Below are 15,089 nucleotides of genomic sequence, written 5' to 3' on the forward strand. Positions count from 1 at the left end.
AGTCGCAGTTCCCGGACGCATCGGAGCAGATGCCCCATACCTCCCCAGCGGCGTCCACTTCACTAAACCCCCATTTAAGAAATACTGTTATGAAAACTGCTGATAATGATCGTATGCTTCCCGATTAGGCATCCTCCATTGCCTAATCTTTCCGTTCCTCAAGTTCTTTTATAAAACGTGTATTCGGTTGGACATACCAGACCGAGATGCTACAATTTTACAGAACGAAAGGACTGTGTAAATTGAAGAGAATCGTATGGTATATCCAATTTGAACTGCCTGCCGTACTTAGATATTGCAAAAGCTGCGGCACAAAAAGAGAATATAGGTGCTCCGGTCAGTTCCGGGTGAATGCGCAGCGGAAGCATCTTGACATATGGCTCATATACAGATGTCCGCACTGTGACACAACGTGGAACCTGCCCATCTGCTCCCGCATCAGTCCCGCCGGCATAGATGCGGACCTCCTGGAACGTTATCACAACAATGACCAGAAGCTGGCCGCACAGCATGCTCTGAACACGGGGCTTCTCCGGCAGAACGGGGCCATTCCCTGTGTGCCTGCGTTCACGGTAGCCGGGGAGAATCTTCCCACCGGCGAACCCGTAGAGCTGCATCTGATATGCGACTACCCGCTTCCCGTCAAAGTGTCTGCCGTGCTGCGCCAGAAGCTGAACCTGTCTCGCAGGATGCTGAATCAGCTTATTGATAGCGGGTCGATAAAAGGGGCGCCTGGAATACATGTGCTGAAGCAGAAGCTCCCCGGCCATATCACATTGACCGTCCAGTACGATGCTACCGGCTTATGAGCTTTTCCCGGTATCCTCTCGGCGTCTCTCCCGTCACCTTCTTGAATACGACAGAAAAGTATTTTGGATTGTTATAGCCGCACAGCTCTCCAATCTCCTGTATCGGTATGCTGGAGTCCTCCAGCAGCTTTCTCGCTATCTTTATCCGCTCCCCGGTGAGATAGGCGCTGAAGCCCCCGCTCGTATATTTCTTAAAGAGAGTGCTGACATAGCCGGACGTCCGGTTGAACTTTTCCGCCACCGTATTCAAATCCAGCTCTTCTGTGATATGTTCATCCACGAAATCCAGCATCTGCCGCATCAATGCTTCATTCACGCTCCCGCTGTCATCGCAGAGCTCTTTGAGCAGTTCGACCCGCTCTTTCAGCTCCTGCCCTGCCTCCCCGACGGACCAGACGCAGGAAAAGCTTTTGTACTTTTCATCCCATACCGTCTTGCCGGTCTGCTTCCGCGCCATCACGAGATTGATATGGTTCTGTACTTCCTCGTACTCCTGCTCCAGCACCTTCAGCACCCGGCGGGTTTTCCCGGAATATGCCAGCTTTCGGAAGCGGTCCAGCATATCAAATATATTGATGTCTTCAATCGGCTTCATCCGCTTTACCAGCTCCGGTGCTTCTGGCTCCTTTCCTTTTTCCAGATCCTGATACGCGCATACGCTGCCCCCCTCTTCAAATATCTTATAGTTGGCTGCCAGCATAGCATGCCGCAGAGATACGTGAAGCTGGATGGAGTCAAATGCTATATCACCGATTCCCGCATATATCTCTGTCTTGCAATATTGTTTCAACAATGACAGTGCTTCGCGCACGAGCTTTTTCTTCTGTTCCAGAAGGGCGGTCTGGCTGTCCCCTTCAAAGATGGCCACGACCATGCCTGATCCGTATACTACGTTAATTGCCTTTTCATCATCCAGACGAAGTCCCCAGAACTCATCCAGTATATTTTTTACGACAAAGTCTATATATTCCATGTTGGCCGGCGTAACCTTATACTGTACGGCTACGCACATGTACAAGTGGGAGTCGAAGCGCATGCCCAGCTCTTCGAGCTGGATGAGATAATTCCGCGCCTCCTCACTGCTCGTACATTTCAAAAGGCCAAGCAGAAAATCCCGCTTAAGCTTTTCCATAATTCTCGTATTTTCGCTTCTTTTCAGATATTCCTCACGGTTCCTCTGCCTGGCCTGCCGTATATCTGTTATGTAGGAATGTATGAGTTCTACGAACTCCGTTTTCTTAATCGGTTTCATGACATACTCTTTTACGCCAAGCTTAATGGCTTTCTTGGCATATTCGAAGTTCTCATATCCCGACAAGATGATAACAGGGACATTTACGTTGATCTCCTTCAGCCTCTGTATGAATTCCAGGCCGTCACATCCGGGCATACTTATATCTGTTATGATAAGTCCCGGCGTCTCTGTCCTCGACTTTTCCAGCGCCTCCAGACCGTTTCTCGCCTCTACGAACTCTACTTCTTCCCTGAGGTTGCCGGACAGTATGGTTACGATTCCTTTCCGTATGAACTTTTCGTCATCTGCAACTAATATTTTAAACATTACCATCACCCATTTTCATCATCTACAGTTCAATTATAATGCGGATTACCGTACCTTCCTGCTGCCTGCTCTCAATCATTACCTTGCTGCCTTCCTTGCATATCATCTCTATCCTCTGCTTTACGTTCAGGATTCCGATAGATTTGCGCTGCTTCTCGGTACATCGAATCTCTTTGTTCTCATCGAGACATCTCTGGATCCACGCCACCTTTTCACCTTCGATGCCGCACCCGTTGTCCTCTATGGCAATTACAAGCCTGTCACCTTCTCTTCTTGCGGTTACGCGGACTTTCCACGGCGGCATCTTCGTCTTAAATGCATGACTGAAGCAGTTTTCCACCAGCGGCTGCAGTATCATCTTAGGTACAATCACATCCTCCAGCCCGTAGTCGCATTCCAGCTCATCTTCCAGGTCATCTTCATATCTCATACGCATGATATAGAGATAATTCTTCAGATTCTGCCATTCCAGTTCAAATGCCACTTCGTTGTTGCCCCATTTGATGCTGTAGCGGAAAAGCTCTCCGAGCACAGCCAGGCTGTTCCCCATCATATAATAGCCGTCAATCTCGCATTGCATGCGCATATTTTCCAGCGTATTGTATAGAAAATGAGGATTGATCTGAGCCTGCAGCGCTTTGATTTCAGCATCTTTCTGCGCCTGTTCGTTTCGTACCTTCTCTTCGAGGACCTCATTCAAGTGGGCCACCATGAGATTGAAGGAACTTCCGATGCGGGATATCTCATCTGATTTGCCATCCTCCGGTATGAGCACGTCAAAATGTCCTTCCCTCACCTTACCCATCATGACGTCTACGACTACGAGACGGCTCAGCATGTTGCTGATAACGAGGTAAGTGATGATTCCCATCACTCCAAGACACATTACGGTAATGAGCAGTACGCCGATGACCATGTTGAAGATATTGCTATATATGTCATCCCGTGAGAGAAGGGCAATATTGATAAGTCCCGTATTTGGGCATACGGTGTAAGACATCCGATAACTAGCCCCGTCAATGTACAGTTCTTCCGTACCCTTATCCTCCTGGATCCGTGCCATAATACGTTTTTCAAGCGCGCTGTCCCTGTTCCCCGTATTGATAAGGACATTTTTCTTCCGGTCCGCAACAATCTTCGTTATACCGGAATCGTCATTGCGAAGGCCCGTCACGTCCATAAGCCGGTTGATATCCACATCCGTCTCTACCACTCCTATCACGTCTTTCGTCCCTATCGCATATACCTTCTTATAGATAGGAAGGACATAGACATTGGCATTGCCGACTTTTATGTGCTTGGTATCCAGCGTGGAGAACACGAGTTCCGATTCTCTGACAGCTCCATAGACCGCTCCCTGCGTGTCCACCGTCACCTCCGCGTAATATGGCTTTTCTTCCAGATTCTGAAGAGGAAACTGCCAGTCGGCCTTCACCTGGCTGTTCGATGAATAGAGACCGATATTGCCAAAGATATTAGAATACAGATAACGGTTGTTAATCAGTTCCTTCTGTACGCTGGACGTATAATAGTTGATTTCCCGCTGGCTCAGTTCGTTCTTATCGTTCATAAAATAAGAAAATTCCTGCCGGTAGAACAGCTCATCCAGCATGACCTCCGCGTCTGACAGCGTCTCGTCAATCCGGCCCTGCATACTGCCGAGCACGGACGTCAGTTTACCATCCGCAGTCTCCATAGAAGTCTTTTGGTACATCTGTATGTATATGATACAGATAATGAATATCGGTATGAGAAGCAGCAGCATCGTGGCTATCGTCATCTTCCATACCATGTTCAGTCCATAACGTCTCTTCATCCCTTCACCTCTCTCCATCTTTTTCCAGTATAACACATAGAGGGACACCCTGAAAACGAATTGGGGACGGAGGAAAATTAATTTTCCTCCGTCCCCAATTCGTTTTCAGGGTGTCCCTAATTTATTTTAGGGTGTCCCCATAGAATAATGCTGTACAAGGCAGACGCAGGACGATGAGCATCTTGATTTTACTATACGGTATGCACTGCAGTCATTCATGGATACGATATAAAAATTATCGATGATGAAATCTGGATAACAAAAAAGTCAACAACATCTTGTTTAAAAAGATAGAACAGGGCCAGCTGCCGTAGAAACGGCAGCTGTATCCGGCGTTGTTCCTACCGTCCGGCATCTTCCAGCGCCCTGTCCAGTATACGCGCGTTTTGCAAGGTCTCTTTTTCCGACACGAGCGGCTGCTCCCCATCCAGGATGCATCTGCCGAACTGTTCGATTTCCAGCATGTAGTTGTCAGGACACATGACTGTATACTCCGTCTTCTCTTCATCCAGCACTTCCACATTATCCACACTGGCACCTGTGGAAACGGTGAATTTGCACACGTTTCTACAATTGAAGTTGCATGGGACTTCAATCCTTCCCTTATCTCCTACCACGGCATAATAGCCTCTGGCATAGGAATTCAGGGAAGAATACCCTGCGGCCTGGATGCCGTCATCATACTTGAGCAGAAACGTATTGCTCACATCAACCCCATATTCTTCGTCCATCTCGGCAAACGCCTTGACGCTTTCCGGCTCTTTTCCAATCAGATAGCTTATGACATTGACATTATAGCACGCCATATCATAGAACGCGCCGCCGCCCAGATTCTGGTTCATCCTGATGTTAGACATGTCGTGAAGCACATCCGTCAGATGGGATTCTATATACTTCACTTTCCCTATGGCACCCTCATCTATAAGCGCCTTCACCTTCTGCACAAGCGGACTGTGCCGGTAGGCAAATGCCTCCATGAGAAGCACTCCGTTCTCCCGGCACACCTCATACATCTTCTTTGCTTCTTCTTCATTCATGGCTAACGGCTTCTCACATAAAATATGCTTTCCGGCCTTTGCAGCTTTTTCTGTCCACTCATAGTGCATAGTGTTGGGAAGCGGTATGTAGACAGCTTCCACTTCATCGTCTTCCAGCAGCTGTTCGTAGCTGCCATAGGCCTTTTCCGCGGAGAATAATTCTTTGAATTCCTCCGCTTTACCGTCTCCCCGGCTCGCCACGGCATACAGCCTCGCGTTGTCCGCCTGAAGCAGTCCCGGTATCGTCCTTATCCTGGCAATCCCGGCACAGCCTAAGATGCCCCAGTTTACTTTTTTATTCATCAACTTTAACCACCTTTCATCGTTGAGGTTCGTTGGGGACGGGGGAAAATTCATTTTCCCCCGTCCCCAACTCGTTTTAGGGTGTCCCTACCTGCCTTCTACGAATTCTCTCATGCCCTGGAAGATGAGCCATACGGAAGTCGCGCCTGCATCCTGGTGGCCGATTGCCCGCTCCATAAGTGATTTGGCCCGCCCGAACTTGGCTACATACTTTTTCGTGTCTTCCATGCCCTGTCTGGCTGCCTCTTCCGCTGCCTTCAGCATGTCGAGAAGGCTGCCGGAGGCCGCTTTCTCCATCGCTTCTACCGCAGGGGCCAGGGCATCTACCATCGTCTTGTCTCCCACCTCGGCCTTGCCTCGTTCCTGGATGGCAAGGAGGCTCATCCGCTCCATCTTTGCCAGATCTGCGGCCGTAAGCACTTCTTTCGGCTTCATGCCTTTTGCCCCGGCCAGAAACAGGCTGCCGAATATGACGCCGGAGGCACCGCCCATAGACATGAGCATGGCATTTCCCGCAGTCTCGAACACTGCATATGCATTTGTCTCGTCTTCCATCCGGAGCAGCTTTTTCTTCGCCTTCTGCATTCCCCCGGCCATGCCGATTCCGTGGTCGCCGTCTCCGATTACGCTGTCGATCTCCGTAAGATATGGTTTGCCTGCTATTATCTTATCCGCTATGTAAAGCAGCATATTCCTCGCATCTGCGGCATTCAGCTCAGTTAGCTCCCCTTCTTTGCTCCTTACGATTTCGGCCTCTTTTACGTCTGCTTCATCAAATTCCGTCTCTTCTTCCTCCTCCATGTCTCCAGGTTCGCTGACGGCGCCCGTCAGTTCGCCTTTTGCATAGTACGGGGAATAGCACGGCGCGTCATAATACCGCTTCAGCTCCTCGTCGAGCTTCAGCACCGTGATGGAGAATCCGCCCATCTCCATACATGTACAGTATGTCTTCACCTCTGCATCGTACACCTTAAGCCCGTCTGCCGCCATAAGCCTGTGCAGGTCGTAATACACGATGTTCAGCTCCAGAAGAGGTGTGGAGCCAAGCCCGTTCACAAGGACCGCTATCTCATCCCCTTCTTTCAGGTTCATCTCTGCCTTCAGCTCTGCGTACATCCTCCCCACAAGTTCATCCGCCGGCTTAAGCTTCGTGCGCTCAATGCCCGGCTCACCGTGAAGCCCCATACCGAATTCCACTTCGTCATCCGGCAGCTCGAATGTCGGCTTATCGTTCCCCGGCAGCGTTCCGGGAGACGTTGCAAGACCAATCGTATTGATATTGTCCCTCGCCTTTTCTGCAATTCGTACCACCTCGTCAAACGCAAGCCCCGCATCACATGCCGCGCCGGCTGCCTTGATAACAAAGACATCACCCGCGATGCCGCGGCGGTCTGTAATCCGCTCCTTCGGCGCCGAAGCGCAGTCGTCCCACACCCGTACGTGGGCGGTCTTCATGCCGTCCGCGCGGCACAGTTCCTCCGCCATGTCAAAGTTCAGATTGTCTCCTGCATAGCATCCGTAGATGAACAGTACCCCTTTTCCCTGGTCTACGGCCTTTGCCGTCTCATAGATCAGCTCCGGGTTCGGGGAGGCGCATATGTTGCCGCAGGCGACGCCGTCGGCCAGCCCGGCTCCGCAGTACCCGGAAAAAAGTGGTTCATGACCGCTTCCTCCGCCGATGACAAGCGCAACCTTATCTTTTCTGTGTCCCTTGTATGTAAATGCATTGTACTCGCCGATTCTTTTGTAGTACCGTCTGTATGCAGACAGATATCCGGCAAGCATCTCTTCCACCACATGATCTACATCTGCATTTAATATTTTTTTCATCGCACCTCTTCCTCCTATACGTCACTAGCTTCACGCCTCCAACTTAACGCTTCTTATTCTACGTTCCTGTGGCGCCCCGACATCCTCTCGAATGTGAGTCCCGGCGTCTCGTCCACGATGGTCATCACTATTATATCAAATACCATGAGCAGGCACTGTTCAAACAGATTGCCCATGGGCTGGAATGACGGAACGACATCATCCGTCCCACGGTACACCGCGGCCGGGACGAAGAATACTTTGTCCGCAACGTTTCTTGCCGTGTTCCCGCTCGGTGAACCGGTTACCACATATAGGAGAGCTCCTGCTTCTTTCGCCCGCTCGCATATATAATTGATATGCCCGATGCAGCCATCTCCGAGGGTGGCTATCAGCATATCGCCTTCTCCTATAGAAGGTGTCGTGTCGTCCCAGATCCAGTGAATCTCTTTGCCCATATGCATGAGCCTCATGGCAAATGCTCTCGTCGCCATCCCTTCGCGCCCTACTCCGATAAGGAAGATGCGGTCATGCCGCTCCACTTCATCGATAAATTCACGCATCGCTGCCTGATCCAGCTTCTCGAATACCTGTCGATATTCAGAGAGCATCTGCTCGTACATCTCTTTATATTCCATGCTGCGCCTCCTTAATCCAGTTCCCTGTGAAGATAGTCCATCGTCTTTTTCATACCGTCGTACACTGCGTCATCGTCGTCTTCAAATATGGTGACGACCTCCAGGTACTGCATGACATCGTCAAGCCCGGCCCCGGCGGTAGCGCGCCTGATGAGCTCCGGCGTGACGATTCCTTTCTTCGTGAAGTCCCAATGCCGGTCCCACTGGCCGTCCGTCTGCTGAAGATGAATGGATCCGATGTATGGGGCGCATGTGTGGAACCAGAGTTCAATATCCGCTTCTTCCTTCAAAAGCGGCTCATAAAGCGCATGTCCCCAGTCCACGAGCAGCTTTACCGGAATATCCGTCCCTTCCAGGTCCTTCATCATCTTTACCGACACTTCAGGGCTGTATGGAAATTCCGTGATGAGCGGCGTCGCCTCAATATGTATCTCCTCCAGACCTTTCTCCTTCCCATAGGAGGCCAGCCGCCTGACATAGCCAAGCATCTCTTCGTACCGTTCTTCCCGTCTTGCAGGACAGCGGGCGTCGTCGTAGGACATGCCGCCTACCGGTGTTCCCATGACTTTTGCCCCCATTACTGCCGTAAGGTCGATGGCCCGTTTAAAGAAGAGGAAGGCCGCTTCTCTCTGCTCCTTGGCTGGAGCGAGAAGATGAGCATACGAATAGGACGCCAGTCCTCCGAATGTAGCATCTATGTGTACGCTCTCTTCTTCAAATGCTTCCTTGTATCGGATTGCCAGCACATCCCTGAGTTCTTCCGGCCACCACGGGTCGATGAGGTCCCACGTAAACTGCACGTGGTCCGTGCCAAATTCGTGTCTGCACATGTGGGCCAGCTTCTCTGGCTCTAAAAAGCGCTTTACGGCAAATGACAGATTTAATCCAAGCTTCATAATCAATCTCCTTTCCTAACTGTGATTAGGCTGCGCATGTCTGCTCATAGTGCAGCCCATATATGAGTCTTAGCCAAGCTTTATCTTTCTCTGCTTTCTCTCCCGCATAATCTCTGATATAGAGCTGAAGGATATGGCGATGACGACTACGATGCCGCTGACGGCTGACTGCCAGTATACGTTGACGCCGAACAGCACAATCATGTTCTGGATGATGCTGATGATTGCCGCGCCTATGAGCGCCCCCGCCGGATTGCCGATACCGCCTGTCAGGGATACGCCGCCGATGACAGAGGCGGCGATAGAGTTCATCGGCCAGTTCTCACCGATTGCAGACTGGGAGGAACCAAGCCTTGCCACGTACAGGATGCCTGCCAGGGAGGATATGAGACCGACGATAGCGTATATCATGACCCGAATCTTGTCTACCTTGATGCCAAGAATCTTAGCGGCCTCCCGGCTGTTGCCGATGGCGTAGATATAACGTCCGGTCTTTGTCTTCTTCACCATGAACAGGATAAGGATGAGCACCCCTATGCAGAACACGAACGGGAACGGTACCGGTCCGAGGTTTCCTTTGCCAAGTATGTAGATATCTTCCGGAATCCCTGTAATCGCTTTCCCTTTTGTCAGCACAAGGTTGATACCTCCGTATACCCCTTGCATACCAATCGTGGCTACCATGGAATTCAGTCTCAGCTTTGTAATGATAAGCCCGTTGATACAGCCGAACACAAGACCGAGCAGCAACGCAAGCGCAAGAGCGAGCCATGGGTTGATGCCATAATTCACCATCATCATACCTGCAAGGATACCACACAGAGACGCAATCTTCCCGACCGAGAGATCCAGCTCCCCGATGAGCAGAAGCAGCGACTGGGCGATACCTATCATGCCGATGAAGGCCAGGTCTCTGATAAGAGACTGCAGGTTATACATATCCAGGAAATACGGAGAAGCTACACTTGCAATAATAATCATCAATAACAATACGACGCCGATAGCTGTCATATTACTTTTCTTCAACGCATTTACGAAGACGTTGTTTGTCTTTGTTTTTTCTTTATTCATAATAAACGACTCCTCTTTCTCTAAGAATTTACTCCGATAATAGCACTTAGGATTGCTTCTTTATCCGCCTCTGCATCATACTCGCCGGCTTTCTTCCCTTCATACAACGCAATGATTCTGTTGGAACATTTTTTAATCTCTTCCATCTCCGAGGATATGAGGATGATGCCGATGCCTTTTTCCTCCGCCAGTTCTTTCATGAGACGGTATATCTCTGCTTTCGTGCCGACATCGATTCCCTTCGTCGGCTCATCGAACACAAGCACCTTCGGGCTGCAGCACATCGAGCGTCCGATGATGACCTTCTGCTGGTTGCCCCCGCTCAGGAACTGAATCTCTTTTTCTGCGTCCGGCGTCTTTACATCATAGGTATCGATGATCCTGCCCGCGAGTTCGTCTTCCTTCTTCTTGGAGATGCCAAGGCCGCCCTTTAAGTCCTTAAGGGCTGAGACGGATATGTTCTCACGGATGGACAGGACAGGGAGGATCCCCTGCTTCTTCCTCTCCTCCGGGAGATAGATAAACCCGTGGTTTACAGAATAATTCGTATCTCCAAGCTTCCACTCCTCGCCGCCCAGCTTCACGCTGCCTGAGTATACGGGAAGGTATCCGAAGATGGCCTGCATCAGCTCGCTTCTGCCGGCCCCCACCAATCCTGAAAATCCCAGTATCTCTCCTTTTTTCAAAGTGAAGCTCACATCCGTGAACCGCTCTCCTGTCAGGCATTTGACTTCCAAAAGCACTTCATCCGATACCTTGTCAGAATAAAATACCTGCTTCTGATCAAGCTCACGTCCGGTCATCTGCCGGATTACCCACGGTATATCTATCTCTTCCAATCTGGAATAAGCGACTTTCTTACCATTTCTGAATACTGTCAGTACATCACCCAGGGCAAATATCTCTTCCAGCTTATGGGAAATGAATATGATCGCTTTATTTTCTGCTTTAATCTCTTTTACAATGTCAAATAATATCTCTGTATCACTCGTCGTAAGGCTGGTCGTCGGTTCGTCCAGCATGAGCACTTCATAGTCTTCATGGACCGTGGCTCTCGCAATCTGCAAAAGCTGCTGTGCAGATACGGATATATCCTTCACAAGTTCATCCGGCTTTACCGGTATGCGGAACTTCTCAAGCAGCGGAACCGCCTTCTTTTCCAATTCTTTCTGGTTTACAATCCCTTTGAGGCCGGATTTCTCATATGGCAGGAACAGATTTTCCGCAACAGACATATAGCCGAACAGATCTATCTCTTGGGGCACGTATGCCACTTTGTCAAACAGCACCTTGTTCTTCAGCGCGTCCTCCCCGTCTATCAGGACCTGCCCTTCTTCCGGCTCATACACGCCTGTCAGACACTTGATCAGCGTACTTTTCCCCGCACCATTCTCTCCGATGACGCAATGGATCTCTCCCGTATCAAAGGATACATCTACCGAATCAAGAGCGACTACGCCCGGAAATAATTTCGTAATATTTTGTGCCTCTAATACTTTCATAGACATGCTCCTTTTAAAAAAACGAAGGGCGAGTAACTTGAATTAATCCAGTCACAAGCCCCCCGTTTCTAGTCATTCTGATTGTTATTCACTTACAGTTTTAATCCATTCATCGATATTGGTCTCATCAATGTATGCGATACCTGTGTCAACTTTCTGTGGAATTTCGATTCCGATCGACTGCTGCCACATCATCAGAACTGCCATAGAGCCCTGCATCTGAGGTATTGTGGAAGATGTCGCGGAGATCGTTCCGCTCTTGACATAATCAAGGATTTCAATCAGGTTATCCATTGCAACGAATGTAACTTCACCTGCTTTTCCCGCCTCCTCGATAGCTGCCGCCACGCCTGAGCCGCAGGCGTCACAGTTCAGATAGCCTTTCAGGTCCGGGTTGGCCGCGAGAACTGCTGCTGCCTGGGACTGGGCTTCTTCTACATTGTCGTTGTCAATACCGCCGTCAATCACTTCAATATTCGGATATTTTTTCAGCGCGTCCAGATGAGCCTGGTATCTTTCTGCATGGTTCGGTGCAGATGGGAATCCCTGCATCACTGCAACCTTGCCTTCTTCTCCGATGAGTTCTGCAAGTTTATCTGCGGCAATCGTTGCCTGCTCTTTAAAATCATTGCCGACACTTGTAAGGCCGCTGCCTTCCGGTGACGGTGCGTCGAAGAGAACGACCGGGATGCCCTGGGACTGAATCTCTTCTATGACAGCCTTGCTGCCTTCATAGTCTACAGGGTCGACGGCGATACCGTCCGGCTTCGTCGCTGCTGCCTGCTCCATGACGGAGTTCTGCTCTGCCACGTCTGACTTGGACGGTGCACGGTAGTCAATCTTAACTTCCACGCCGAGCTGGTCGGACAACGCATCCGCCTGAAGCTGTGCACCCTTGTTGACTTCGTCGAACCAGGCATGGACACATTTCGGTACGACGACGAATGTCAGGTCCTCGCCCTTCTTTGCCTCTCCCCCTGATTCTTTCTTCGTCTCTCCGGAGTTGCATCCTACCAGCAGTGCAGTAACCATGACTGCTGCCAGCAGAACCGATAAAACTTTCTTTTTCATGTACATTTCCTCCTTTATGTTAGTTCTTTCCCTCTTGGAATGGTTTTATTATACATGGGGGGAATACAGATTCCAATGTGACAGGATTTAGATTAAGTGTGAACATTTTAAGGCCTTGACCAGCATATCTAATCAAGGCTTATAATCTTGTCCGAGATATCTTCTACATACTCTTCTCTGGACTTCAGTATGATTACCGCAGTTCCCCTGTTCGCAAACTTCTTGATGTATGATTTTACGATGGACACACCGAATACGTCGCACTGTGCAAATGGCTCGAAGAGGACGAGCACCTTGGGATTATATATATACCAGCGCTCAAGCGTTATGCTGATAAGATCGTTGATTTCCAGGTCCCCGGCTTCCATGTCCGGCATCATGGCATCGCTGTCCATATTCTGTTTCAGCATCTTCGAGATTCTTCCAGATGATGCGATATACTCTGCCGATGATATCTTTCCAAGCGACGGGAGCAGCAGGTTCTGTCCCGCCGACATATGGGTGAACACTTCTTCTTTGCTCCCCATATGCATGACAGACACGACTTTGCCCCGGACGAATCCGCTGAAATCGCCGGACGCATATTCACGCGAATCGATGACGCAGTACATGTCCCTTCCCGGCTGCCTTCCTGACAGCATGAGGAAGAGCCTCTCCTTTTCTCTGCCGTCCAGTACAAGAAACGTGACGACCTCTCCCCTTGAGAAGTTGAAGTCTCCTTTCCTTCCGTCTTTCAGCCTTAACCCTCTCACCCGGTACACCGTCTTTTTCTCCTCGCTCTGTTCCAGCGTATAGCTGTCCATATTCTGCTTCTTGGATTTAATCGTGCTGCCGAGCAGAAACTTTTCCAGATGTCTGCCATCCTGTATATAATCCGTCCGGCACTTTTTCACGATCCGTCCTTTTTTCATGATAATATATTTATCAGACAGCATGGACAAGACCATATCCGAATGGCTGTTAACGATGACTGCCATTCTTTCCCTGGCCAGCTTCTTCATGATACAGGCAAATTCCCCGATCGATTCCGGACGCATCCCCTCGAACTCGTCCTCCACTATGACAATCCTGGCCCCATGCCTTCTGGCTTTTACCATATCTGCAATTCTTTTTTCCAGCTCTGTAAGCTCTTTCAACTTTCGGGAGACATCGAATGGAATGCCGAGCTCTTTAAAATATGCATCCGTCTCTTCTTCCAGGCGCCTCCTGTTCCAGAGCATCTGGAACCAGCCGGACCCGACAAGCCCTATATATTCTGCTACCGTCCAGTCATCAATCTTATAATTCGATGCCGCGATACGGTATACGTTCCGGGCCAGCTCCTCCTGGTCTGACATCCTGGCCCCGTCCACATATATGTTAAGCCCCCGTATGTCTGCCTCCGCCTCACCGCACAGCAGACGTACGAGCAGGTCCTTGCCCGAATAGGTCAGTCCGAGGAAGCCGACGCTCTCTCCTTCCAGTATACACATGGAGATATTTTCCAGCTTTCTGCCGGCCGCATATGTATAATCCAGACTGCTAATCCGCAGTATTTCTTTCTTCATCTTCCAATCCACCGCCCCTTTCATATCCGGCCGGTACCGTAATCTCTACATCCGTCCCCTGGCCGACGGTACTGTATACATTGACCCCATATTCTTCTCCAAAAAGCAGCTGTATCCTCTTGTGGATATTCGGCAGCGCGATTCCTGTGTTCCGCTGCCTGCTGCCGCCGTCATCCAGCTGCATATCCTGGGACTGGATTCTGGCGCCCAGCTCTTTCAGCTCTCTGCCGTCTATCCCCTTCCCATTGTCGGAGATGGTGATGATCAGGTTGCTTTCTGTGACGATGACTTCGATGATTACCTTGCCCCCTTCCAGCTTCTCTTCGAGTCCATGGAAAATAGCATTTTCTACAACGGGCTGTATGATCAGCCTCGGAATCAGGAAGTCATAGGCAGCCTCATCTTCCTCGTCTATAATGATTTCCATGGAAAAGCGGTTGTTAAAACGGTACCGCTGTATGAGCATGTAGTTGTTGATATTGGCAAGCTCATCGCGCAGCGTTACAAGATTTCCTTTCCCGCTTATGCTGTATCTGAAAAACGCGGCGAGCGCTTCCACCATCTTTGCGATTTCAACATTATCGTCCATCAGGGCCTGACCCCGTATGGATTCCAGCGTATTGTACAGAAAATGAGGGTTAATCTGGCTCTGGAGGGCTGTAAGCTCTGTCTGCTTGTCGAAAATCTTCGCGGAGCTCTTTCTCGTACGCCGTTTGGCCAGCCTGTCGGTAATCCGCTCAATCTGTTCCATATAGGGGACGCGTCCTGCCACCTGCTTTAGCTCCCTTTCGATGTCATCTTCTTCCAAACGGTCTCTATCTGCAAAATAGTCGAGCGTCTCGTCGAAGCTTTTAAATGGTATCAAAACAGCGGCTGCGAGGTATATCATCGCTCCTGCCTGGAAAAGCATGGCGCCCCAAATCGCGGCCCTTGAATATCCGTATCTTTCGATACACATAAACAGCAGGAGAAGGAAGATGATTTCACATATAATCAGAGTTCTTAATCTTTTGACCAGTTTCATATTCT

12 protein-coding genes are annotated in these 15,089 nt (G+C 50.0%); 1 reads left to right on the forward strand and 11 read right to left on the reverse strand.

Translation table 11 applies throughout. The features are described 5' to 3' along the window. Positions 1-242 precede the first annotated feature (242 nt). The gene (locus tag HJV72_RS15950; protein WP_208072449.1) at positions 243-809 is read left to right on the forward strand and encodes a DUF1062 domain-containing protein; all 567 of its coding nucleotides are present in this window, start codon (positions 243-245) and stop codon (positions 807-809) included. Here the strand turns inward: HJV72_RS15950 and HJV72_RS15955 are convergent. From HJV72_RS15955 to HJV72_RS16005, 11 genes are all read right to left on the reverse strand, one after another. Beyond that, a complete protein-coding gene (locus HJV72_RS15955; protein ID WP_208072451.1) occupies positions 796-2,370 on the reverse strand; it encodes a response regulator in 1,575 nt (524 codons plus the stop codon). The two genes, HJV72_RS15950 and HJV72_RS15955, sit on opposite strands and share 14 nt — an antisense overlap. Before the next feature lie 22 nt (positions 2,371-2,392). Continuing rightward, on the reverse strand, positions 2,393-4,186 hold the full coding sequence (locus tag HJV72_RS15960) for a sensor histidine kinase (RefSeq protein WP_208072453.1): 1,794 nt from the start codon (positions 4,184-4,186) through the stop codon (positions 2,393-2,395). Between the two features lie 341 nt (positions 4,187-4,527). Continuing rightward, positions 4,528-5,526, reverse strand: a complete 999-nt coding sequence (locus tag HJV72_RS15965) for a Gfo/Idh/MocA family protein (RefSeq protein ID WP_243765675.1) — start codon at positions 5,524-5,526, stop codon at positions 4,528-4,530. Positions 5,527-5,613: 87 nt separating this feature from the next. After that, on the reverse strand, positions 5,614-7,356 hold the full coding sequence (gene dhaL / locus HJV72_RS15970; protein WP_208072457.1) for a dihydroxyacetone kinase subunit DhaL: 1,743 nt from the start codon (positions 7,354-7,356) through the stop codon (positions 5,614-5,616). A 53-nt stretch (positions 7,357-7,409) separates the two neighbouring features. After that, positions 7,410-7,973: a 6-phospho-3-hexuloisomerase gene (locus tag HJV72_RS15975; RefSeq protein WP_208072459.1), complete on the reverse strand. Its 564-nt coding sequence runs from the start codon at positions 7,971-7,973 to the stop codon at positions 7,410-7,412. A gap of 11 nt (positions 7,974-7,984) precedes the next feature. Beyond that, entirely contained in the window at positions 7,985-8,869 is an 885-nt protein-coding gene (locus HJV72_RS15980) for a sugar phosphate isomerase/epimerase family protein (RefSeq protein WP_208072462.1), read from the reverse strand. A 69-nt stretch (positions 8,870-8,938) separates the two neighbouring features. Continuing rightward, entirely contained in the window at positions 8,939-9,940 is a 1,002-nt protein-coding gene (locus HJV72_RS15985; RefSeq protein ID WP_208072464.1) for an ABC transporter permease, read from the reverse strand. Positions 9,941-9,960: 20 nt separating this feature from the next. After that, complete coding sequence (locus HJV72_RS15990) at positions 9,961-11,442, reverse strand: sugar ABC transporter ATP-binding protein (RefSeq protein ID WP_208072466.1); 1,482 nt, start codon at positions 11,440-11,442, stop codon at positions 9,961-9,963. 84 nt (positions 11,443-11,526) lie between these two features. Beyond that, positions 11,527-12,513 (reverse strand): substrate-binding domain-containing protein, encoded by a 987-nt coding sequence (locus HJV72_RS15995; protein WP_066580254.1) that lies wholly within the window; start codon positions 12,511-12,513, stop codon positions 11,527-11,529. 128 nt (positions 12,514-12,641) lie between these two features. Further along, a complete protein-coding gene (locus tag HJV72_RS16000; protein ID WP_208072468.1) occupies positions 12,642-14,060 on the reverse strand; it encodes a hypothetical protein in 1,419 nt (472 codons plus the stop codon). Next, complete coding sequence (locus HJV72_RS16005; protein WP_208072470.1) at positions 14,035-15,084, reverse strand: sensor histidine kinase; 1,050 nt, start codon at positions 15,082-15,084, stop codon at positions 14,035-14,037. Before HJV72_RS16005 ends, HJV72_RS16000 begins: the two co-directional genes overlap by 26 nt. Between the last annotated feature and the right edge of the window lie 5 nt (positions 15,085-15,089).

The sequence above is a fragment of the Extibacter sp. GGCC_0201 genome, from assembly GCF_017566055.1.
Taxonomy (GTDB): Bacteria; Bacillota; Clostridia; order Lachnospirales; family Lachnospiraceae; genus Extibacter.

What these genes read in the sequence shown, in the direction of transcription:
- HJV72_RS15985 (WP_208072464.1), bottom strand. Translation starts at nt 9,940, where the DNA reads ATGAATAAAGAAAAAACAAAGACAAACAACGTCTTCGTAAATGCGTTG.
- HJV72_RS15990 (WP_208072466.1), bottom strand. Translation starts at nt 11,442, where the DNA reads ATGAAAGTATTAGAGGCACAAAATATTACGAAATTATTTCCGGGCGTA.
- dhaL (WP_208072457.1), bottom strand. Translation starts at nt 7,356, where the DNA reads ATGAAAAAAATATTAAATGCAGATGTAGATCATGTGGTGGAAGAGATG.
- HJV72_RS16005 (WP_208072470.1), bottom strand. Translation starts at nt 15,084, where the DNA reads ATGAAACTGGTCAAAAGATTAAGAACTCTGATTATATGTGAAATCATC.
- HJV72_RS16000 (WP_208072468.1), bottom strand. Translation starts at nt 14,060, where the DNA reads ATGAAGAAAGAAATACTGCGGATTAGCAGTCTGGATTATACATATGCG.
- HJV72_RS15960 (WP_208072453.1), bottom strand. Translation starts at nt 4,186, where the DNA reads ATGAAGAGACGTTATGGACTGAACATGGTATGGAAGATGACGATAGCC.
- HJV72_RS15980 (WP_208072462.1), bottom strand. Translation starts at nt 8,869, where the DNA reads ATGAAGCTTGGATTAAATCTGTCATTTGCCGTAAAGCGCTTTTTAGAG.
- HJV72_RS15955 (WP_208072451.1), bottom strand. Translation starts at nt 2,370, where the DNA reads ATGTTTAAAATATTAGTTGCAGATGACGAAAAGTTCATACGGAAAGGA.
- HJV72_RS15995 (WP_066580254.1), bottom strand. Translation starts at nt 12,513, where the DNA reads ATGAAAAAGAAAGTTTTATCGGTTCTGCTGGCAGCAGTCATGGTTACT.
- HJV72_RS15975 (WP_208072459.1), bottom strand. Translation starts at nt 7,973, where the DNA reads ATGGAATATAAAGAGATGTACGAGCAGATGCTCTCTGAATATCGACAG.
- HJV72_RS15965 (WP_243765675.1), bottom strand. Translation starts at nt 5,526, where the DNA reads ATGAATAAAAAAGTAAACTGGGGCATCTTAGGCTGTGCCGGGATTGCC.